General features: G+C 69.0%; 22 protein-coding genes. 9 read left to right on the plus strand and 13 right to left on the minus strand.

From position 1 onward, the window contains the following. Positions 1-40 precede the first annotated feature (40 nt). Together CGU35_RS03810 and CGU35_RS03815 are read left to right on the plus strand one after the other, a co-directional pair. Positions 41-1378 carry a TrkH family potassium uptake protein gene (locus CGU35_RS03810; protein ID WP_100810279.1) on the plus strand — a complete coding sequence of 446 codons (1338 nt, stop codon included), beginning with the start codon at positions 41-43 and terminating at the stop codon, positions 1376-1378. Then, on the plus strand, positions 1371-2069 hold the full coding sequence (locus tag CGU35_RS03815) for a potassium channel family protein (RefSeq protein ID WP_181003423.1): 699 nt from the start codon (positions 1371-1373) through the stop codon (positions 2067-2069). The genes CGU35_RS03810 and CGU35_RS03815 overlap by 8 nt, the downstream gene beginning before the upstream one ends. A 12-nt stretch (positions 2070-2081) precedes the next feature. Here the strand turns inward: CGU35_RS03815 and metX are convergent, their stop codons facing one another. Together metX and CGU35_RS03825 are read right to left on the minus strand one after the other, a co-directional pair. Next, positions 2082-3287 (minus strand): homoserine O-acetyltransferase MetX, encoded by a 1206-nt coding sequence (gene metX / locus CGU35_RS03820; RefSeq protein WP_100810280.1) that lies wholly within the window; start codon positions 3285-3287, stop codon positions 2082-2084. Positions 3288-3590: 303 nt separating this feature from the next. Further along, a complete protein-coding gene (locus CGU35_RS03825; protein WP_100810281.1) occupies positions 3591-4913 on the minus strand; it encodes a bifunctional o-acetylhomoserine/o-acetylserine sulfhydrylase in 1323 nt (440 codons plus the stop codon). A gap of 159 nt (positions 4914-5072) precedes the next feature. On the opposite strand from CGU35_RS03825, the gene CGU35_RS03830 reads away from it, so the two are divergent. The 4 genes from CGU35_RS03830 to CGU35_RS03845 all read left to right on the plus strand — a co-directional run bounded on the left by CGU35_RS03830 (position 5073) and on the right by CGU35_RS03845 (position 7743). After that, the gene (locus CGU35_RS03830) at positions 5073-5858 is read left to right on the plus strand and encodes an SDR family oxidoreductase (RefSeq protein WP_100810282.1); all 786 of its coding nucleotides are present in this window, start codon (positions 5073-5075) and stop codon (positions 5856-5858) included. A 66-nt stretch (positions 5859-5924) separates the two neighbouring features. Continuing rightward, the gene (locus CGU35_RS03835; protein ID WP_100810283.1) at positions 5925-6419 is read left to right on the plus strand and encodes a phosphoribosyltransferase; all 495 of its coding nucleotides are present in this window, start codon (positions 5925-5927) and stop codon (positions 6417-6419) included. Positions 6420-6423: 4 nt separating this feature from the next. Beyond that, positions 6424-7116: a uracil-DNA glycosylase gene (locus CGU35_RS03840; RefSeq protein WP_100810284.1), complete on the plus strand. Its 693-nt coding sequence runs from the start codon at positions 6424-6426 to the stop codon at positions 7114-7116. A gap of 9 nt (positions 7117-7125) precedes the next feature. Beyond that, on the plus strand, positions 7126-7743 hold the full coding sequence (locus CGU35_RS03845) for a GNAT family N-acetyltransferase (RefSeq protein ID WP_100810285.1): 618 nt from the start codon (positions 7126-7128) through the stop codon (positions 7741-7743). 67 nt (positions 7744-7810) lie between these two features. On the opposite strand, the gene CGU35_RS03850 is transcribed toward CGU35_RS03845, so the two are convergent. From CGU35_RS03850 to CGU35_RS03880, 7 genes are all read right to left on the minus strand, one after another. Then, on the minus strand, positions 7811-8677 hold the full coding sequence (locus tag CGU35_RS03850) for a potassium channel family protein (protein WP_100810286.1): 867 nt from the start codon (positions 8675-8677) through the stop codon (positions 7811-7813). 125 nt (positions 8678-8802) lie between these two features. After that, positions 8803-9603 carry an ABC transporter ATP-binding protein gene (locus CGU35_RS03855; protein ID WP_100810287.1) on the minus strand — a complete coding sequence of 267 codons (801 nt, stop codon included), beginning with the start codon at positions 9601-9603 and terminating at the stop codon, positions 8803-8805. Next, the gene (locus CGU35_RS03860; protein ID WP_100810288.1) at positions 9600-10442 is read right to left on the minus strand and encodes an ABC transporter ATP-binding protein; all 843 of its coding nucleotides are present in this window, start codon (positions 10440-10442) and stop codon (positions 9600-9602) included. The genes CGU35_RS03855 and CGU35_RS03860 overlap by 4 nt, the downstream gene beginning before the upstream one ends. Continuing rightward, positions 10439-11371 carry an ABC transporter permease gene (locus CGU35_RS03865; RefSeq protein ID WP_100810375.1) on the minus strand — a complete coding sequence of 311 codons (933 nt, stop codon included), beginning with the start codon at positions 11369-11371 and terminating at the stop codon, positions 10439-10441. The genes CGU35_RS03860 and CGU35_RS03865 overlap by 4 nt, the downstream gene beginning before the upstream one ends. 11 nt (positions 11372-11382) lie before the next feature. Further along, entirely contained in the window at positions 11383-12333 is a 951-nt protein-coding gene (locus CGU35_RS03870; protein WP_100810289.1) for an ABC transporter permease, read from the minus strand. After that, positions 12330-13841, minus strand: coding sequence for an ABC transporter substrate-binding protein (locus CGU35_RS03875; RefSeq protein ID WP_100810290.1), 1512 nt, complete (start codon positions 13839-13841; stop codon positions 12330-12332). The genes CGU35_RS03870 and CGU35_RS03875 overlap by 4 nt, the downstream gene beginning before the upstream one ends. Positions 13842-14024: 183 nt before the next feature. Further along, positions 14025-14948: an alpha/beta fold hydrolase gene (locus CGU35_RS03880; protein ID WP_100810376.1), complete on the minus strand. Its 924-nt coding sequence runs from the start codon at positions 14946-14948 to the stop codon at positions 14025-14027. A 118-nt stretch (positions 14949-15066) separates the two neighbouring features. Here CGU35_RS03880 and CGU35_RS03885 point away from each other — a divergent pair, with 118 nt between their 5' ends. Together CGU35_RS03885 and CGU35_RS03890 are read left to right on the plus strand one after the other, a co-directional pair. After that, entirely contained in the window at positions 15067-15555 is a 489-nt protein-coding gene (locus CGU35_RS03885; RefSeq protein ID WP_100810291.1) for a carboxymuconolactone decarboxylase family protein, read from the plus strand. After that, positions 15552-16271 carry a tyrosine-protein phosphatase gene (locus CGU35_RS03890; protein ID WP_100810292.1) on the plus strand — a complete coding sequence of 240 codons (720 nt, stop codon included), beginning with the start codon at positions 15552-15554 and terminating at the stop codon, positions 16269-16271. The genes CGU35_RS03885 and CGU35_RS03890 overlap by 4 nt, the downstream gene beginning before the upstream one ends. Positions 16272-16403: 132 nt before the next feature. Here CGU35_RS03890 and CGU35_RS03895 read toward each other — a convergent pair whose 3' ends face one another. Beyond that, positions 16404-17855 (minus strand): HNH endonuclease signature motif containing protein, encoded by a 1452-nt coding sequence (locus tag CGU35_RS03895; RefSeq protein WP_100810293.1) that lies wholly within the window; start codon positions 17853-17855, stop codon positions 16404-16406. A gap of 188 nt (positions 17856-18043) precedes the next feature. Here CGU35_RS03895 and CGU35_RS03900 point away from each other — a divergent pair, with 188 nt between their 5' ends. Next, entirely contained in the window at positions 18044-18517 is a 474-nt protein-coding gene (locus CGU35_RS03900) for an SIP domain-containing protein (RefSeq protein WP_100810294.1), read from the plus strand. A 31-nt stretch (positions 18518-18548) separates the two neighbouring features. On the opposite strand, the gene CGU35_RS03905 is transcribed toward CGU35_RS03900, so the two are convergent. Genes CGU35_RS03905 through CGU35_RS03915 form a run of 3 tightly spaced genes read right to left on the minus strand, consistent with a single transcriptional unit; the run spans position 18549 to position 20690 of the window. After that, a complete protein-coding gene (locus CGU35_RS03905) occupies positions 18549-19022 on the minus strand; it encodes a Fe-S oxidoreductase (protein ID WP_100810295.1) in 474 nt (157 codons plus the stop codon). Next, positions 19019-19906: an arginase family protein gene (locus CGU35_RS03910; protein WP_100810377.1), complete on the minus strand. Its 888-nt coding sequence runs from the start codon at positions 19904-19906 to the stop codon at positions 19019-19021. Before CGU35_RS03910 ends, CGU35_RS03905 begins: the two co-directional genes overlap by 4 nt. Before the next feature lie 31 nt (positions 19907-19937). Further along, complete coding sequence (locus CGU35_RS03915) at positions 19938-20690, minus strand: PspA/IM30 family protein (RefSeq protein WP_100810296.1); 753 nt, start codon at positions 20688-20690, stop codon at positions 19938-19940. Between the last annotated feature and the right edge of the window lie 13 nt (positions 20691-20703).

The following is a 20703-nucleotide window of genomic DNA, read 5'->3' on the forward strand; positions in this document are numbered from 1 at the left end:
GGCAGCAGCACGCGGCCGGCAGGCGGCGCGGGGTCGTCAGATGCGCGCGGTGCGCCATCACCTTCAGCCCGCGCAGGCTGTCGCCCTCGGGTTCGCCGCGGCGATCGCGGTCGGAACAGCGCTCCTGATGCTGCCCATCGCCAGGGTCGGGCCGGGCGGGGCGAACTTCGTCGAGGCATTGTTCACGGCGACGAGCGCCGTGTGCGTCACGGGCCTGATCGTCGTCGACACCCCGGTCTTCTGGACCGGCTTCGGCCAGGTCGTCATCCTGGCCCTGATCCAACTCGGGGGCTTGGGGATCATGATCTTCGCGGCCCTGATCGGGGTCGTTCTGGCGCGCAGGATGTCCGTTCGGTCGCGGCTGAACACCGCGGCCGAGGCGAAGTCGCTCGGCCTGGAAGACGTCCGCGGTCTGGTCAAGCGCATCGTGCTGATCTCCGTGATCATCGAGGCCTGCACGTTCGTGCCGCTGTTCCTGCGCTTCCTCCTCGGGTACGGCTATGACCTCGGCGGCGCCGCATGGCACGCACTCTTCCACGCGATCTCGTCCTTCAACAACGCCGGCTTCGCGCTCTACAGCGACAGCCTGATGGGCTTCGCGAGCGATCCGTTCATCTGCCTGCCGATCTGTGCCGCGATCATCCTGGGCGGTCTGGGCTTTCCCGTGATCATGCAGTTGCGCCGGGAACTCCGTCGTCCGCTGCACTGGTCGATGAACACCAACCTCGTCGTGGCCGTCACGGCCGTGCTGCTCGTGGCGGGAACGGTCTACATCACCGCGATCGAATGGAGCAATCCCGCGACCCTCGGGGGACTCGATCCCTGGTCGCGTGTGCTCGCCGGATTCTTCCAGTCGGTGCAGACGAGAACGGCGGGCTTCAACTCGGTCGACGTCGGCGCGATGCACGACGAGACGTGGCTGGGCATGGACGTGCTGATGTTCATCGGCGGCGGGCCCGCGGGAACGGCCGGCGGCATCAAGGTGACGACGTTCGCCGTGCTGCTCTTCATCCTGGTGACCGAGTTGCGCGGTGAGGGTGCGGTCAACATCTTCGGCAAGCGGCTGTCGCGGGCCGTGCACCGTCAGGCGATCACGGTCGTGCTGATGGCGGTCGCGGCCGTGATCACGGGCACGGCGCTCATCATGTTCTTGAGCGGCGAGAACCTCGACAAGTCCCTGTTCGAGACGATCTCGGCCGTCGCGACGGTCGGAATGTCTACCGGCATCACCGCGGCGCTCCCCGAGAGCGCCCAAGTCGTGCTGATCATCCTGATGTTCCTCGGCCGTATCGGCCCCCTGACCCTCGGATCGGCGCTGGCACTCCGCGAGCGCCGCATCCTCTACGAACTCCCGAAAGAGAGGCCGGCAATTGGCTAAATTCCCGCACTTCGGTGCCAGCGAACGCTCGCGGCGCATCGCCGAGGCCGACTCCGTCGCCGTGATCGGGCTGGGCCGATTCGGGCGTTCGCTCGCGCTCGAACTGATGGACGCCGGTACGGAGGTGCTCGGCATCGACCTCGACGAGGACATCGTCCAGTCCCTCAATGGAGAGCTCACCCAGGTCGTCCGCGCGGATTCGACCAAGCGTGAGGTGCTGCACCAGCTGGCGATCGACGAGTTCGACCGGGTCGTCGTGTCGATCGGCGGCAACGTCTCGGCATCCATCCTGACGTGCTCCGTGCTGCTCAGCATGAACATCCCCGTGATCTGGGCGAAGGCCGTCAACGACGAGCACGGGCTGATCCTCGAGCAGCTCGGGGTGCACCAGGTGATCTACCCCGAAAAGGACATGGGGCGGCGTGTGGCGCACCTCGTACGCGGCGCGGCGCTCGACTTCATCGAGATCGCTCCGGGATACGCGATGGTCAAAGCGCCCGTGCCGACGTCGATCCAGGATGTCCCGCTCGGATCCACCGGCATCCGCAAGTCCCACGGGGTGACGATCGCCGCCTACCAGCACGACGACGTGTGGCAGAACGCCGACAACCAGACCGTTCTGCGCGCGGGCGACACGATCCTGGTGGTGGGCAAGACCCGTGCGGCGGAGAGCTTCGCGCAACTCCGCTAGCCGACCGGCGGGCTAATCCTCGAGGAGGCGCCGCAGGTGCGCGCCGACGACGTGCGTCTCGATGAGGAAGCCGTCGTGCCCGTAGTCGCTCGTGATGACCGTGGGCGAGCTGCCGTCGAGCGTGTTCGGGATGGCGCGGGCGATCCGCTCCTGCCCCTCCAGCGGGAACAGCCGGTCGCTGTCGATGCCGAGCACGAGCGTCCGCGCGGTGACCTGCGCGAGGGCCTGCTCGACGCCGCCGCGATCGCGCCCGACATCGTGCGAGTTCATCGCCTCGACGAGACGGATGTAGCTGTTCGCGTCGAAGCGGCGGGTGAACCTGTTGCCGTGGAAGTCGAGATACGACTCCACGGCGAATCGTCCGCCGTGTCCGAGGGGGCTCACGCCCGACTGCCACGAACGCTGGAACCGCTGGTTGAGCTCGGTGGGGCTGCGGTAGTTGAGCAGGGCCATCCGTCGCGCGAGGGCAAGACCGAGGTGCGGTCCATCGCCGTCGCCCGCGTCGTAGTACTCGCCGCGCTGGAACCGCGGGTCGATCGCGATCGCGTCGAGCTGAACCGAGTTCAGCGCGATCTGATCGGCGGTGTTGATCGGGGGAGCGGCGATGATCGCCGCGCGTGCGACCCGGTGCGGATGCCCCGCCGCCCACTCGAGGGCGTGCATGCCGCCCATCGAGCCGCCGACGACTCCCGCCCAGATCGCGATGCCGAGTTCGTCGGCGAGTTGCGCCTGGGCGGCGACCTGGTCGCGGATCGTGACGTAGGGGAAGCGTGAGGCCCACTCGTAGCCGTCTGGCGCGATGCTCGCGGGTCCGGTCGACCCCTGGCATCCGCCGAGCATGTTGGGTGCGACGACGAACCAGCGGTCGGTGTCGATCGCGGCGCCCGGGCCCACGATGTCGGACCACCAGCCGTCGGTCGGATGTCCCTGGCCCGCCGGTCCGCGAACGTGACTGTCGCCCGTGAGGGCGTGCAGGATCAGGACCGCGTTGTCGCGCGCGGCGTTCAACTCGCCCCACGTCTCGAACGCCAGGCGGAAGCTCGGCAGCTCGGCGCCGCCCTCGGTGCGGAAGGGCCCGAACGCGGCGAAACGCCGGTCACCGATCGGATCTCCGTCGCGCCAGGCGCCGGTCGCGGGAGGGCGACCCAGCAGCATCCGAGCATCCGCCTCCGTCACCGGCATCGCCGGATAGGTGTCCTCAGAGCTCTGCCAGTCCATCTGCCCATTCTTGCGTGCCCGGCGGGGGCCCGGCCGTCACGTTACGGTCGGACGCGTCGTCGGCGCACCTGGGGCGTCAAGAACCCGTTGGGGCGCGGTCTGCCGCGCCCCAACGAGAATTCGACGCCCCAAGTTGAGCTGGGCGGGCGCGGGAGCGAACACGGATACTCCACCCGGTCCCACGGGGATGCGCGGGCCCGTACCCCACGAGGATGCCCCGGCCGGTCCGTACGAGGATGCCCCGGCCCGTACCCACGAGGGGTCAGGGACCGGGGCATCCGTCCGATCAGGTGGTGCGAAGCGTTACGCGCGCGCGGCCTCCGAGACCTTGCGGGCCGCCGCGAGTGCCTGCTCGAGGTCGGCCTTGAGGTCGTCGATGTTCTCGATGCCGACCGACAGGCGCACGAGTCCGGGCGTGACGCCAGAGGTGAGCTGCTGCTCGGGCGTCAGCTGCGAGTGCGTCGTCGACGCCGGGTGGATGACGAGCGAACGCACGTCGCCGATGTTCGCCAGGTGGCTGAACAATTCGAGGGAGTTCACGAACTCGCGACCCGCCTCGACACCGCCCTTGAGCTCGAACGAGAGCACGGCACCGACACCCTTGGGGGCATACGTGTTCGCCGCGGTGTACCAGGGCGAGGACGGCAGACCCGAGTAGTTGACCGTCGCGACATCCTCGTGGTCTTCGAGCCACTCGGCGATCTCCTGTGCGTTCTGCACGTGACGCTCGATGCGCAGCGACAGGGTCTCGATGCCCTGGATCAGCAGCCACGCGCTCTGCGGGGCGATGGATGCGCCGAGGTCGCGCAGGAGCGTGACGCGGGCCTTGATGACGTAGGCGAGCGCGTCGCCGACCGCCGTGGTGTAGCTGGCGCCGTGGTACGACGGGTCGGGCTCGGTCAGGCCGGGGAACTTCTCGACGTTCTGCGACCACGCGAACTTGCCGCCGTCGACGATGATGCCGCCGATCGTCGTGCCGTGGCCCCCGAGGAACTTGGTGGCCGAGTGGACGACGATGTCGGCGCCGTGCTCGAGCGGGCGGATCAGGTAGGGCGTCGCGATCGTGTTGTCGACGATGAGCGGCAAGCCGTTCTCGTGCGCGACGCCCGCGACCTTCGCGATGTCGAGGATGTTGATCTTCGGGTTGCCGATCGTCTCACCGAAGAACAGCTTCGTGTTCGGGCGGACCGCGGCGCGCCACTCGTCGGCGTCGTCCTGGTTCTCGACGAACGTCGTCTCGATGCCCAGCTTGGCGAGCGTATACTTGAACAGGTTGTACGTGCCGCCGTAGATCGACGAGGACGACACGATGTGGTCCCCGGACTGCGCGATGTTGAGGACCGCGTAGGTCTCGGCGGCCTGGCCGCTCGCGACGAGGAGGGCACCGGTGCCGCCCTCGAGCGCGGCGAGGCGCTGCTCGACGACATCCTGCGTCGGGTTCATGATGCGCGTGTAGATGTTGCCGAACTCGGCCAGCGAGAAGAGGTTCGCGGCGTGGTCGGTGTTGTCGAAGACGTACGACGTCGTCTGGTAGATCGGCGTCGCGCGTGCCTTGGTGGTCGGGTCGGGCTGCGCGCCCGAGTGGACCTGCTTGGTTTCGAAGCGCCAGTTCTCCGGTGCGGACATGGTGGATACTCCTGTGGTTCGTGGGCCGCGGCGGGTGTCGCGTCTGTAGCGAGGCTACGGATCGACGGATGTCTCGACAACGGTCCGGAAATGTTACGTAACACAATCGGAGGGCCCTCGGCGTTCGATCACACGGTCGCGGCGGACTAGCGTGGATCCGTGACGAAGAGGCGTGCGGTTGTGACCGGGGCGAGTTCGGGTATCGGCAGGGCGACCGTCGTGGCCCTGCGTGAGGCGGGATGGGATGTGGTCGGTGTCGCGCGCCGAGCGGATCGTCTTGCGGAACTCGCGCACGAGACCGGTGCCGAGGTCTTCGCGGCCGATCTGACGAACCAGGCCGATGTCGATGCGCTCGCCGTCTGGCTCGAGAGCACGGGGTCGGTGAACGCCCTCGTCCAGATCGCGGGCGGGGCGCGTGGCACGCAGCGCGTGGAGGACGGCGACCCCGCCGACTGGACATGGATGTACGAGGTCAACGTGCTCGCCACGCAGCGGATGGTTGCGGCGCTCCTGCCGCTGATGCGCGCGGCGGCGGACGATGACGGCCACGCCGATGCCGTGTTCGTCACGTCGACGGCCGCGCAGGTCGCCTACCCCGGTGGTGCCGGGTACAACGCGGCCAAGGCGGCGGAGGCGATGCTCGTGCACGCCCTGCGCCTCGAACTCAACGGCGAGCCGATCCGCGTCGTCGAGGTCGCACCGGGCATGGTGCACACCCCGGAGTTCACCCTCAACAGGCTGGGCGGCGACGCCGCCGCCGCGGATCGCGTCTACGACGGCGTCGATGCGCCGCTCGTGGCCGAGGACGTCGCGGACGTCATCGTGTACGCGATGAACGCTCCCGCACACGTCAACCTCGACCTCGTGACGATGCGCCCCGTGGCGCAGTCCGCGCAGTACCTGCTGGCCCGCGGGCCCCTGCGGGTGCGCTCGGACCGCGAATGATCGGACTCCCGCCCGCGATGACCGCAGCAGCACGAACACGGCGCGAGCCGGGAAGGAACCGTCCGCATGGGTGAATACACGGGCGAGCGCGAGCACCTGACCTGGGACGGTTTCGGCGAAGCGTCGCGCGACCTCGCCCGCACGATCGTCGCCGACGGGTTCGTGCCCGAGGTCGTCGTCGCGATCGCGCGCGGAGGTCTGCTGCCCGGCGGCGCGATGGCCTACGCGCTCGGCGTGAAGAACTGCGGCGCCCTGAACGTCGAGTTCTACACGGGCATCGGCACCGTGCTGGATGCCCCCGAACTGCTGCCCCCCGAACTCGATATGGAATACCTCGGCGGTCGCCGCGTTCTGCTCGTCGACGATGTGGCCGACAGCGGACGTACCCTCGCGCTCGCCGTGCGCCTGTTGAAGGATCGCGGGGCGGACGTGCGCTCGGCGACGATCTACACGAAGCCGGGTTCGATCCAGATGCCCGACTACTCGTGGCGCGAGACGTCGTTGTGGATCGACTTCCCGTGGTCCTGGAAGGGCTCGGTCCTCGAAGAGGATGGGTTCTGAACCGATGGCTCGTTCGCTCGCGCAACTCGCCGACGACGGCCTGATCGATGCGGGCTGGGCTCGCGCCCTCGAGCCCGTCGGCCCGGACATCGCCGCTCTCGGTGAGCGCCTGCGTGCCGAGGCGGCGGCCGGTCGCGGCTATCTGCCCGCCGGGGATCGCGTATTGCGCGCGTTCCAGCGCCCCCTCGAAGACGTCAAGGTGCTGATCGTCGGACAGGACCCGTACCCGACGCCGGGGCATCCGATCGGCCTGTCTTTCGCCGTCGAGCACGCTGTTCGGCCCGTTCCGCGGAGCCTTCAGAACATCTACAAGGAGCTCGACAGCGATCTGGGCATCCCGCCAGCCCCGCACGGCGACCTGTCTGCGTGGGCCGACCAGGGGATCATGCTGCTCAACCGGGTGCTGACCGTGACCCCCGGAGCCCCCGGGTCGCACCGCGGGTGGGGGTGGGAGCGGGTCACCGAACGGGCGATCCGCACCCTCGCCGCGCGTGATCGTCCGCTCGTGGCGATCCTGTGGGGGAGGGACGCCGCGAACCTGCGGCCGCTGCTCGGAACGACGCCGATCATCGAGTCGCCGCATCCGTCGCCCCTGTCGGCATCCCGAGGATTCTTCGGGTCGAAGCCGTTCTCGCGGGCCAACGAGATGCTCGAGAAGGCCGGATCGACGGGCGTCGACTGGCGGCTTCCCGCGTAGGCTGGCGTGATGCTGGAGGAGGAATACGACAAGCAGAAGCGGCGTCCTCCTCGTCACCTGCGCAAGCTTCCCGAGCCCGAGCGTCCGTTCTCGTACGAGATCCGCCCGGCCACCGTCGCGGACATTCCCGACATTCGCGAGATCTACAACTACTACGTCACCAACTCGGTCGTGACGTTCGACGAGAAGCGGTGGACGCTGCGCCGGTGGCGCGACAAGTTCGACCATCTCGCCAAGCTCGAACTGCCGTTCCTCGTCGCGGTATCGCCGAGCGGGCAGATCCTCGGGTACGCGCTCGCGCAGCCGTGGGCCGGTAAGTCAGCGTTTCGCTACACGGTCGAGAACTCGATCTACCTCGGTCACGCGGCGGCGGGCAAGGGCCTCGGCCGGGCGCTGCTCGAGGCGCTGATCGAGGCCTGCGAAGAGAAGGGCATACGCGAGATCGTCGCCGTCATCAGCGACAGGGGCGCGGATGCCTCGATCGCGCTGCACGAGAAGCTCGGTTTCACCGAGGTCGGACGGATGGGGCGCGTCGGCTTCAAGTTCGACCGGTGGCTCGGCACGGTGTACCTGCAGAAGTCGTTGTCGCCGAAGAAGAAGCACAAGCGCGGCCTGTTCCGCCGGTGAGCCGCGGCGCTCGGGATCGATCCGAGGACCTGTCACCGCGGGCGCGCCGCTGTCCGCCCGCGGCGACTCACGCGTGGTCGCGGGCGAACGACTCGATGAAATCCGCACGCGACTCTCCCCGCGCGCCGAAGTTGTCGCGCAGGCACGCACCGAGGTCTTCGAGCGCGTCGTCGAGCACCGCGCCTGCCATGGCGAGGTCGGTATGGGGTGACGTGAGCGCCTCGTGCGCGAGCGCGACGGCGACGGGGAGCGCGCGCCCGAGCGACGTCGGGGCCTCGCCCTCGCGAAAGTAGTAGGACTCGGGGCTCTGGCTGAGGTCGACGCGGACCGCAGCGATCTGTTGGGCGACACCGTGCACCAGGGTCGCCGCGGCCGCCGCATCCATCTCGTGCAATCGCTCCGGGTATCCCGCGCGGCCGAGCATCGTGAGGGACAGTGCGGTCGTTCGCCGCCGGCCGAGAGTGGGGAAGAGCTGCAGCAGCCACGTCGCTGACGCGGTCAGGAGTGCGAATCCGATCACCGCCTGAACGGGGGTGAGGATGCGGATGATCGGCTCGGTCGGCACGACCTCGCCGAACCCGACGGTCGACAGCGAGACGAGTGAGACATACAGGGCTTCGAAGAAATCGACGTAGCGATCGGGATCGATCCCCTCGTTGTACAGGAAGCCCTCCGGAACATGCGGAAGATACACGAGGGCCCATCCGACGGCCTGCGCGGCGGCCCACGCGAGCACGACGGCGAGGGTTGCGATCGGACCGGACGCGGCCCGCGCCCGCGGGCCCAGACCCGAGGTCAGGCGCCACACCCCGGAGACGATTCCCCGGGTCATCCGTCCGCGCGCGTGCGGATGCAGCAACGTGAGGAAGATGTCCGTGAGGCCGTAGACGATGATCGCCACGCCCAGCACGGTACTGCCTACGGTCCAGATCACGAGCCCACGCTACTCGGGCGCGGCGACCGACGTGATCCGCGATCTCGGTCCATGCTCTGTGCGTTCGCGGAGGGGATCCTTGGGGCGCCCGCTTCGACAGCGGGTCCAGCTAGCCGCCCGGCTCGCTAGCCGCCCGGGTTGATCACGGGAATCGAGTCGAGGAGACGGCGGGTGTAGGCCACCTGCGGCTCGAGAAGCACGCGTTCGGTCGGTCCCTCCTCGACGATCCGGCCGTCTTTCATCACGACGACCGTGTCGCACACGTTCTGAACGACGCCGATGTCGTGCGACACGAGCAGCAGGGCCATGCCCTGCTCATCCCGCAGTTTCTTCAGCAGGGCCAGGATCTGCGCGCGCACGGTCACGTCGAGCGCGGACAGCGGCTCGTCGCCCACGAGCAGGCGCGGCCGGTGCACGATCGCCCGGGCGAGAGCGATGCGCTGCCGCTGGCCGCCCGAGAACTCGTGCGGAAACCGTTCCGCCATCTCGGGGTCGAGGCCGACGAGATCGAGCACCTCGCGAACGCGCGCACGGCGGTCGCCCTCGACGCCGAGCGCCCACAGCGGTTCGCCGACGATCCGCCCGACGCTCATGCGCGGGTCGAGCGACGAGTACGGGTCCTGGAACACGATGCCGGTGCCTCGACGCAGCCAGTGCAGGTCGCGGGCGGATGCCGAGGCATCCACTTCTCTGCCCTCGAACGACACGGTTCCGGATGTCGGGGCGTCGAGCGCGAGCAGCAGTCGCACGAGCGTCGACTTGCCCGAACCCGATTCGCCGATGATGCCGACGGACTCGCCCGAGCGCACGTCGATGTCGGCGTCCTCCAGCGCCGTCGTCACCCGGCGCGGCTCGAACAGGGTGCGCCGCGGGAGGATGTGGCGACGGGTCAGGCCCCGTCCGGCGAGGAGTGTCTCGCGGTTCATGTCGTGCCCCGTTCGCGGGCGTCGTCTCGGCCATCGTCTCGCGCGGCGGCCTCCAGCTGGTCGGCTGAGCGCCACAGCGTCGCGGTGGCGTCGCGCAGCAGGCCCCGCGTGACGGACGAGCGCGGAGCCGTCAAGAGTTCGCGGACGGGTGCGGACTCGACGACGCGTCCGTGCTCGAGCACGACGCCGTGCGTCGCGATCTGCGATAGAACGGCCAGGTCGTGGGTGATGAACACCAGAGACATCCCGTCCTCCTCGACGAGGGTGTGCAGGAGGCGCAGGATCTCTGCCTGGATCGTCACGTCGAGCGCGGTCGTCGGCTCGTCGGCGATCAGGAGCCGCGGACGACAGGCGAGGGCCATCGCTATGGCGACGCGCTGCAACTGGCCGCCCGAGAGCTGATGCGGGTAGCGCGCCAGCAACTGGACGGGGTCGGGCAGGCTGACGCGTTCGGCCTCGCCGAGTGCGCGCTGCCACGCCTCGCCCTTCGACGCGCGCTCGTGGATGCGGATCGATTCGGCGATCTGCCGTCCGACCGTGCGGATCGGGTTGAGCGCTGCGCGCGGCTCCTGGAAGACGATGCCGATGTCATCGCCGCGCAGGGTCGCGAGGTCCCGATCCGGCATCCCGATCAGCTCGCGGCCGTCCCAGATGATGCTCCCGGATGCCTCGGCTCCCTCGGGAAGCAGCCCGAGGATTGCGAGGGCGGTCAGCGACTTTCCCGACCCGGACTCGCCGATGAGCCCGAGGCGCGTGCCATCCGCAACGTCGAACGAGACCCCGTCGACGACGCGATTGCCATCGATCTCGATCACGAGATCGCGCACGACGAGGCTCACGAGACGACCTCGGGGATGTGGGTGCGCGCACGGCGGGCCGAGCCGCCCGCACCGCGCAGCGTCGGGTCCGTCGCTTCGCGGATCGCGTCGCCCAGCAGATTGAGCGCGAGCACCGTGATCGTGATCACGAGACCGGGCCAGAGCACCGAGAGCGGGTAGACGGTCAGGAATCCCTGCAGGTCGGCCAGCAGGCGACCCCACGAGGGCTCGGTCACCGAGGCCCCGAACCCGAGATACGACAGACCGGCCTCGGCGAGCACGGCCACCGCCATCGACCACGACAGCTGCACGATGAAGACGGGCGCGACGTTCGGCAGCAGGTGACGGCCGAGGTTCTGCAGGGGGGTCAGACCCGATGCCTTGCCCGCGAGCACGAAGTCGCTGCGCAGCACCCGACGCAGCTCGGGTCGCATCACGCGGGCGATGTTGACGCCGAATCCGATGCCGACCGACCACACCACGACCCAGAGCGACCCGCCCCAGACGGCCGAGATCATCATCGCGATCAGAAGGACGGGGAAGGCGATCAGGATGTCGACCAGCACGGCGATGGACTCGCGGACCCAGCGGGCCGTGAGCGCGCCGAGCGCCGCGAGCAGCACGCCGAAGACCGTGGCGACGATGCCCGCGCCGACGGCGACGAACACGGTCGTCCGGGCGCCGGCCATGATCATGCTGAGCATGTCGCGTCCCGTGTTGTCGGTGCCGAGCAGGTGCGGCCATCCGGGCGGTGCCCAGCGGTCGGTGATCTCGACGCGCTGGGGATCGAATGGCGTCCAGACGAGCGAAACCGCGGCGGCGAGGACGACGAGCCCCACGACGATCAGTCCGAATCGTCCGGTGGACTGCCGCCACAGGCGCCCGAGCGCGCTGCCTCGCCGCGGGCGAACCGATGCGGCGCGCGGCCGGGTCGCCGGGTCGTCGTCCATCACGCCGTCGCTCACTGCGCCTCCCGTTGCCTCGGGTCGAGTGCGCGGTGGACGATGTCGACGACGAAGCCGAGAACGAGGACGAACCCGGTCAGCACGAGCAACTCACCCTGCACCTTCGGCAGATCTCGCGCTCCCACGTCGTTCACGAGCATCCGTCCGATCCCGGGCAGCGCGAAGAGTTCTTCGATGATGACGGAGCCCACGATGATGCCCGCGACCTGCAGGGCGAGCACGGTGATGACCGAGAGGCCGACGCTCGGCAGCCCGTGCCGGATCAGCGCCTGCGTACGCGTGAGCCCCTTCGCGGCCGCGGTGCGGACGAAGTCCTCGCCCGCGGCCTGCATGGTGGCGCTGCGCACGAAGCGCAACAGCAGCGCACCCTCGACGATGCCGATCGTGAGGGCGGGCAGCAGGAGAGACCGGAAGGCGGCTCCCGGGTTCGCCCACCCCTCGCGGGGGAATCCCTGGGCGGGCAGCCATCCGAGCCACACCGCGAACACGACGACCAGCATCATGCCCGCCCAGACCACGGGTACGGCGGCCAGAGCCTGCGAGCCGACGTTGATCGCCGTGCCGCCCGCGCGGTTCCTGCGGATGGCCGAGAGCACGCCGAGCGGCAGGCTGAACAACAGCGCGATCACGAGCGACATCAGCCCGAGCGGCCCGGTGACCTCGGCCTTCTGCGCGAGCTCGGTGGCGACGGGTGACCCGTTGATGAGCGAGGTTCCGAGGTCGCCGCGCAGCAGTCCGCCGATCCAGTCGATGTATTGCGAGACGACGGGCTGATCGAGATCGAGCCGCTCGCGAATGGCCGCGACCTGCTCGGGCGTGCCCTGCGCACCGGCAATCAGCTGCGCGACGTCACCCGGCAGAACGCGGAGCGTCGCGAAGATGAGCACGCTGGCAACGAGCAGTCCTGCGAGCAGCAAGAGCAGCCGTGTCAGCGCGTATCGGATCAATCGGCGCTCTTACCCAGCTTCGCGACATTGAGGCGCTCGTTGACATTGGTCGACGGCATGCCCGACACGTTCGTGCCGACCGCGAGGACGGACTCGCCGTTGTACAACCAGTCCGCTGCCATGTCTTCCGAGACCAGGCGCGCGGCCTGCCGCAGCAGGTCTGCCGCCGTCTCTTCGTCGAGCGAGGCGATGGACGCCGCGTACAGACGCTGCACCTCGGGGTTGTCGTAGGTGAAGTAGTACTCGGGGTTCGCCCAGTTCTCGAAGTCGCGAGCCTCGGTGTGCAGCACGAAGCTCAGGTCGTAGTCCTGGTTGACGTAGACATCCTGCAGCCACGTCGCGAAATCGACGGAGTCGACGGTGAGCGTGATGCCGACGTCGGCCAGCTGCGAGACCAGGACCTGTGCGATCGTCGTGGGGTAGAACGAGGGGATCGTGAGCGTCAGTTCGAGGTTTTCCTGGCCGGCCTCTTCGAGCAGCTTCCGTGCCGCGTCGGGGTCGAACGATGCGACATCCGACAGGTCTTCGTAGCCGGGGTCGAGCTCGGGGATCGGGCCGTAGAGCGTCTGTCCGGCCCCGAGTGCCTCGACGATCGCGTCGTGGTCGATCGCGCGACGGATCGCCTCACGCACGCGGATGTCGTCGAGCGGCTTGGCGCGCGAGTTGAACGCGAGGGTGCCCTTGTCTGTCGAGGGGCCCGTGACGACGGCGAAGTCGCCGTTCGCCTCGATCTGCTCCTGGAAGTTGGGGTCGAAGCCCGTCAGTACGTCGACCTCGCCGGCGAGGGCGGCGTTCAGCGCCGCCGTGGTGTCGGGGATGTAGTCGAAGACCACCTCCGCGGCTGCCGCGGGCTCGCCCCAATAGCCGTCGTAGCGCGCGAGCGTGATGCTGTCGCCCTGGCGCCAGCTCGCGAGGGTGAACGGACCCGTGCCGTTCTCGGCCGTGTTCAGGTTGGTGGTGTCGCCCTCCTTGAACACGAGTCCCGCGCGACCCGTGAGCGTCCACAGAAGCGTCGAGTCGGGTGCTGCGAGGGTGAGCACGACGTTCTGGCCGTCGGCGGCGATCGACGTGATGCCGGCGAGGCGTCTCGAATCCACGAAGGCGGGGTTGTCACGCACCGCGGTCAACGAGCTGACGACATCCTGCGGCGTCAGGGGTTCGCCGTTGTGGAAGGTGACGCCCTCGCGCACGGTGAACGTGTAGGTCAGGCCGTCCTCCGAAACCGCGTACTCGCTGGCGAGCGAAGGGACGATCTCTTGCTCGGGCGTGCGGGCGATCAGGCCCTGATACACGTTGTCGACGAGCACCTGGTCGAGCGCCGCGCCGGAGGTCTCGCGGATGTTCAGGTTGCTGGGCTCGAGCACGAGGCGCACCGTCACGGTGGCGCTGGGGTCGGACTCGGCGGCCGACGTCGAGGGAGCGGGATCGGGACTTCCGGAGCAGGCGGAGAGAACGAGAGCTGCGGCCGCGAGCGTTGCGGCGACGAGTAGTGCGGGACGGCGGAACATGTGGGAGGTCCTTTCGCAGGTACCGCGGCGTCGGATTGCTGTGCGAGCGCCGCGGCTGGGAAACTTCTCGGGGTGCGTCATTGCTGCGATCACCCAGCCTAGAGCGCCCGGACGGGTGCATCCGACCCAACGGCTTTTATAACGACACATGCGCGCGGTACGTGCCCGCGGCGAGTGATCTGCTCACCTCGCCACGCGATCGCGTACGAGGTCGGCGAGCGCCAGGGGGATGGTCTCCTGCACATTGTGGCCGGCTTCCACTTCGACGACGGATGCGTGGGGCAGGCGCTGCTCGAACTCGGCGAGATTGCTCGGCGACACGTACCCGTGCGCCCCCCGAATGAGCGTCAGCGGGGCGTCGACGGCCGCGAGATCGTCCCAGCCGTGGCCGCCGAGGACGGGTTTCGGCTCGTTCGCGCCGGCTTCGGGAGCGGTGGGCGCGAGTGCGGTCGCTGCGAGGCGGGCCAGGTGATGCTTCCACTCCACACGCCCGTCCGGGCGCACGCGGGTGTTGAGGTAGACGCCGCGTTCGGTCGCCTGACGGTCGCCCCCGAGCCCGAAGGCCATGGCGCGGTCGACCAGCTCGTCGCGGGACGCGAAGTCGGTCGGGCCGGAGAAGAACTCGCGCAACTCGGCGGGACCCTCGCCGGGGTCGATGCCCGGAGTGACGTCGACGAGCACGAGTTCGCGCACGGAATCCGGATGTGCCGCCGCGACCGCGGCCGCGACGATGCCGCCGAGCGACTGACCGACCAGCACCTGCGGCGCATCCGTCCATGCCTCCAGGCCCGCCGTGACATCGGGGGCGATCGTGCGGGGACGGTAGTCGGCGTCCTCGCGCCAGGAGGAGTCGCCGTGCCCGGGCAGATCGATCGCGAGGGCGGGGATCCCGAGGGCGAGGATCGTGGTGTCCCACGTGTGCGCGTTGAGCCCGGCGCCGTGCAGGAACGTCACGCGGGGGCTTTCGGTGCCCCAGCGCAGAGCGCTCAGGCGGCGTCCGTCCTCGAGCGTGATCGCGAGGCGGCGGTGGGCGCTCTCGGGCTTGTCGATCCCCGCGGCTCGGGCTTGTTCTGCGACGAACGAGAACTCGTCGAAACTGTCACTCATCAGTGGGTGTCCTTGGTCGCTCGCGGGATCGATCGCCCCCATTCTGCCGCCGTGGGGGAGGGTGCGGCGAATTCACCGCGCCGGGGCTCGCGGGTCGGTGCGCGGCTAGAATGGGGGCATGACGCAACCGCGCGTGCACCTCTCCCGCGCGGAGCCCACGGCCTTCCGCTCACTCGACGCTTTTTCGAAGGCCGTTGGCGCCATCGCCCGCGAGAACGGCATCGACGGTCGCCTGCGCGAGCTCGTGCTCCTGCACATCTCACAGTTGAACGGATGCGCGTACTGCGCACGCATCCACGTCGCTCGCCTGATCGAGGCGGGGGCGACCGCGGACGTCGTGGCCCAGCTGCCGACATGGCAGGAGTCGGGCGTCTTCTCGGAACGCGAACGCGCGGCCCTCGAGCTCGCCGAGGCCTTCACCTTCATCCACGAGGGCGGCATCCCCGACGAGGTCTACGACCGCGTCGGAGGAATCCTGTCGGAGAAGGAGTACACCGCGATCAGCTGGCTGAGTGTCTCGATCAACGCCTTCAACCGCGTGGCGATCGCCGGTCGCTACCCCGTCCCCCCGCTCGATGTGGGCGCGCCGGCGGCTGGTAGGGCGTGAGCGATCCATCCCTCATTCCCGGAGTCCTGAACTTCCGGGACACGGGCGGGCTGCCCGCGGCGGGCGGTGTGACGCGCCACGGCGTGCTCTTCCGCTCGGGCAATCTCGCCGCCGTCGCCGACCCGGGGCGTTCCGCGCTCGGCTCGCCCGGCCTGCGGCGGGTCGTCGACCTGCGGGCGGATGACGAGGTCGAGAGGTGGCCGAGCATCGGCACCGAGTACGCGCACACCGTTCGCGTGCCGCTCTTCCACGGATCGGTCGGGTCGTTCTTCGCGCGGGACATGGACCTGGACGCGATGTATGCGCAGATGATCGACGCTTCCGCGGCGCGCGTCGTCGAGGTCGTCCGCGCCGTTGTGGAAGATCAGCCCGTGCTGGTGCACTGCACCGTCGGCAAGGATCGGACCGGCGTGACCGTCGCGCTGATCCTGTTGGCGGCGGGCGTGGACCGGGATGCCGTCGTCGCCGACTACGCGCGGACCGAGACGTTGCTGCCGGAGAAACGCAACCGCGAGGTCGTCGAGCGGATCCGCGCCGTGCATCCCGAGGCGGTCAACATCGAGCAGCTCGCGACACGCTCGCCGGCGCCGGTGATGCACAGACTTCTCGACCGGCTGGGTGAGCGATACGGGTCGCCGGTCGGGTTTCTTGAGGCGCACGGACTCGCGGATGACGAGATCGCCGAGCTGCGTCGTGTTCTGATCGCCTCGTCCTGATCGTCCTGATCGTCCTGATCGTCCTGATCGTCATGTCGATCGTTGCGCGAGGAGCGCAGAGTCGAAGCGTGCTGTCGTTTCGTCTCGCTGCGCTCGTTCAGCGGGCGAGCGGGGGCTGTTCACGGGTGCGGGTCAGAACGGGATGAGCTCGAGCGGGTCGAACTGCAGCTCGTCGTATTCGATGTCGTCGGGCTCGAGCTTGTCGGGTGTCCGCATCGCTGTCGTGGGGATCGGGTCGTCGGGTATTTCGTGTTCGGGGTCGGGGGCGAATTCGATGGTGCTGATGGGTGTGTCGGTGTAGGTGCGTCGGGTGGGGCTGGTCCATTCGAGGACGCCGCCGGGGAGTTGTCGGACCGTCCAGGCGGTGTTGTGTTTGAGCATGTGGTGTCTCTCGCAGAGGTGGGCGAGGTTGTATTCGCAGGTCACCCCGCCGTGGGCGTGGTCGAGGGTGTGGTCGATGTCGCAGCGTTTGGCGGGCATCCGGCAGCCCGGGAACCGGCAGTGTTGGTCTCGGACGGTGAGGTGTCTGCGTTGGTCGTGGTTGGGCCGGTAGCGGTCGACGGCGAGGACTTGGCCGGAGATGGGGTGGGTGAGGATCCGGTCCCACCCGGCCGCCCCGGCGGTGAGCATGCACGCGGTTTCGGGGTAGATGGGGGAGTGTCCGACGAGGAACGCTGTTTCGTAGGGGTCGGTGATCCGTTTCTCGATCAGTGACATGACGGGCACGGTGATCTGGACGCTCGCACGGATCGCGCCGAGGTCGGTGGGCCCGCCGTCGTGCGCGGTAGGAGCGGCGGCGAGGAGTAGGTCGCCGAGGATGTCAGCACGGACCTGGTCCGTTGTGCGGACATCAGGCGTGTCCGCGGACCCATCGTCCCCGCATCCAGTCGGATCGGCGTCGGTATCCGTGTTCAGCTCAACCCGCCGCGCATCGATGACGGAGCGTGCCATTTCGCTGAGCCGATCGTGCACGCCGTGCGCGACCACGGCGGGCAGGAGCGCGCGAAGCTCGGCCATGCCATCCTCGACATCGGTCACCCACACCGCCCGGTCCTTGACCGCCCGGCGGTGGCGCTGCTCGAACGTGGTCTCGGCGTACCACTCCGCCCGCCGTTTCGCGAGCGGTATCAGCCGCGTTGCGGACTCCGCGGCCGCGATCTGCAGCACGTCCTGTTCGAACTCGCCCCGCATCCCGGGGGTTTCGATGATCGCACCCGCGGTGACGATCGCCCGGACGTGCGCGACCGAGATGACTCCGGCATCCAATGCTTCGAGTGTCCCCGCGTAGTCGCTGACGAGGGTCGCCGCGTCGCTCATCTGGCGTTGCACGGTGCGGTCGCTGACCCGCCACGCGGCACCGATCTCGGCCGCGACCGACCGGTACGGGAACCCCGCATCCGACCCGACCCGCCCGTACTGCGCTTCGTCGGTCCAGTCATCCGCAATGGTCTGCGCCTCGGCCAGCAACCGTGCTTCTTCCGCATCGAGGCGTGCCTTCGCGGCCCGCACCTCCACCAGCCTCGGCAACAACACATTCATCCGCTCGTCAGCCCGAAGTCGGGCATTCAGTGCGGTGTTGGTCATGCATCCATCATCCGACCAACCACCGACATTCCACCCCCGAAAAGCACCCCAACCGGGTCTTTACAGATGAGAAGAAGATGAGAAAAGGCGGCTCAATGACACGCCGACCGGTCGCCACCCCGATCACGCAGGTTTTTCACGGCCACAAAGGTAAGGCTCTCCTATCTCAGCGGTATAGTTGAGGAATCATGTCGATCGATTCCCTCCCCACCGCAGCGGCTCGCGCGGCGGCGCGTCGTGCGTCCCGTGCCAGCCGCGTGCAGCACCTGGTGACGGCCGACGAGACATCGCTCGCCGAGCTCGAGGCGCTCCTCGTGACGCTTCCGCTCTGCTCGACCGGCCGCATCTTCGTCGAGGTGCCGGATGCGTCTTTCGTCACCGATCTCGACGTTCCCCAGCGCATGACGCTCACGTGGCTCGACCGCTCCCGCCGCACGGGCGACCCCGGCACGGGCCGCGGCTGCGCATCCGGTGCCGCGCTGACCCGCGCCGTCACGGCCTGGGCCGACGAGATGATCTGCGACGACAGCGACGACACCCGCGTGACGCTGCTCGGCGGATTCCTCGGTACCGCCGACATCCTCGAGCACCTGACCGACCGCCGCGGCGTCTCGCCGGCGGCGATCGCCACGCCGCAGCGCTACGGCCTGCTCGCCCGCTGAACCCTCTCCGGTAGCGCGGGCGGAGCCCGACTCAGCTCGCGGTCGCCCGCACGACTCGTTGACGCGGGACGTACCGCCCGTCTTCGAGCCCGGCTTCGATCTCGAACCGGTTGCGGAGAGGATCGCGACCGGCGATCGCGTAGAGCAGCGGCATCAGCATCCCGTACTTCTGCCACTGCCGACGATGGATCGCCTCGTGCCGCAGAACGGATGCGGGGACGGGGCCGTCGCCGGTGAGGAAGCATCCGCCCGTGCACACGCCCCCGCGGGGGAACGCCCACGGCGGCAACCCGCGGAAGACCCACAGACCCTGCTTGCGTTCGATGCGCCCCGTGCTGAGCAGCCCGCCCCAGACCCACGCGACTCCCGTGGCGTAGAGGTAGCCGGTGCGGCTGATCGCGGAGTCGAGCAGGAATCCGGGGATGAAACGGTCCAGTCGCTGCCCCCGGCGCACGGCGCGATCGGCGCGCTCGCGCCATCCGGCCGGGGGAGTCGCGGGGCTCATACGAGCGCCCCGACGATGCGCAGGATCGTGCCCATGTCGTCGACGGCATCGTCGGGGGATGACGGTGAGAACTCGGTGATCGCCGCGCCCGCGAGAGGGAAGCGGGCTCGAAGCGCCTTGATGGTCGCGATCAGATCGGCGGGCTGGGCGCCGAAGGGCACCGGGAATGCGAGTCCCGTGAGAGCGGCCGGGTCGAGGACGTCGACATCGATGTGCAGGAACACCCGGCTCGCGCCGGTCTCGGCCACCGCGGCAACGACGGACGTCGGTTCGGCGAGGCTCTCGACCGGAAGCATCCGTATGCCCGCTCGCGCGATGTAGTCCTCTTCGGGCGCCGCGAGGTCACGGGTACCGACGAGGACGACCCGATCGGGGGTGATCGCGCCGCCCGGCAGGGTCATGCCCTCGACGCCCTCGCCGAGGATGGCGCGCAGCACCATGCCGTGGAACGCGCCGGACACGACCGTTTCGGGCGTGTGCAGGTCGGCGTGCGCGTCGAGCCAGACGAGCGCGATATCGCCGTCGGGATCGTCCGCCGCGACGGCCGCCACAGCCCCGACCGATACTCCGCAGTCGCCACCGATGACGATCGCGGGCTCTTCGCCGCCGACCACGGCCTGCTGTACCAGCTCACGAACGCGGCGGAGCGTCGACAGACGCCGGACGCTCGTGTCGAGGCTCTCGCCCGCCTCGGCGGGGACCTCGACGAACGTGCAGGCAGACCGTGGCAGATCACCCGCGATCGCGGTCGCTCCATCGACGAGTTGCATCGCGCGGCTCGACGACGAACCCTGCCACTGCGGGACGATCACGAAGCGCGCCATCTGCCCATCCTTCCGCAAGCGCCGCGCCGCGGCATCCGTTCCCTTGTCGGAATGACGGATGCCGCGGCGCGGGCGTGCACGGTCGCGCTGATTACGACGCGGAATCCGGCGCGTCGATCGCGGCGCGCTGCGGGCCACCGGACTTCAGCTGGGCCAGACGCAACTCGACCTCGGTCAGCTGACCCAGGTCTTCGAGGCTCTCGAACTGCGCGTCGATGCTCGACGCGGCGAGCTCGGCCTTGCCCGCGGCGAGGGCTTCTTGACGGCGGATCTTGTCTTCGAAGCGTCCGAGCTCGCTCGTCGGGTCCATGACGTCGATGGACTTGACGGCGTCATGGACGCGGTTCTGCGCCTCGGCGGTCTTCGCGCGCGCGAGCAGTTCGCTGCGCTTGGCGCGCAGCTGCTCGAGCTTCTGCTTCATGCCGTTCAGGCCGTCCTTGAGCTTGTCGACGACCTCGGTCTGCGACGCGATCTGCGGTTCGGCGGCACGCGCCTCGCCCTCGGCCGCGATCTGGCGCTGCAGCGCGATCTTGGCGAGGTTGTCGAACTTGTCGGCGTCGGTCGGGTCGCCCGCCGCGCGCAGCTGATCGGCCTTGCGGCTCGCCGCGAGCGCCTTGCCGCCCCACTCCGTGGCCGCCTGGATGTCTTCCTGGTGGTCGCGCTCGAGCAGGCGCAGGCTTCCGATCGTCTCGGCGATCGCCGTCTCGGCGTCGGCGATGTTGTTCGTGAAGTCTCGGACGAGCTGGTCGAGCATCTTCTGCGGGTCTTCGGCCTGGTCGATCATGGCGTTGACGTTCGCCCGCACGAGGGTCGAGATGCGGCCGAAAATGGACTGCTTGGCCATTACGGTTTCCTTC

Origin of the sequence: Microbacterium sp. BR1 (assembly GCF_002812725.1) — a bacterium.
Lineage (GTDB): Bacteria > Actinomycetota > Actinomycetes > Actinomycetales > Microbacteriaceae > Microbacterium.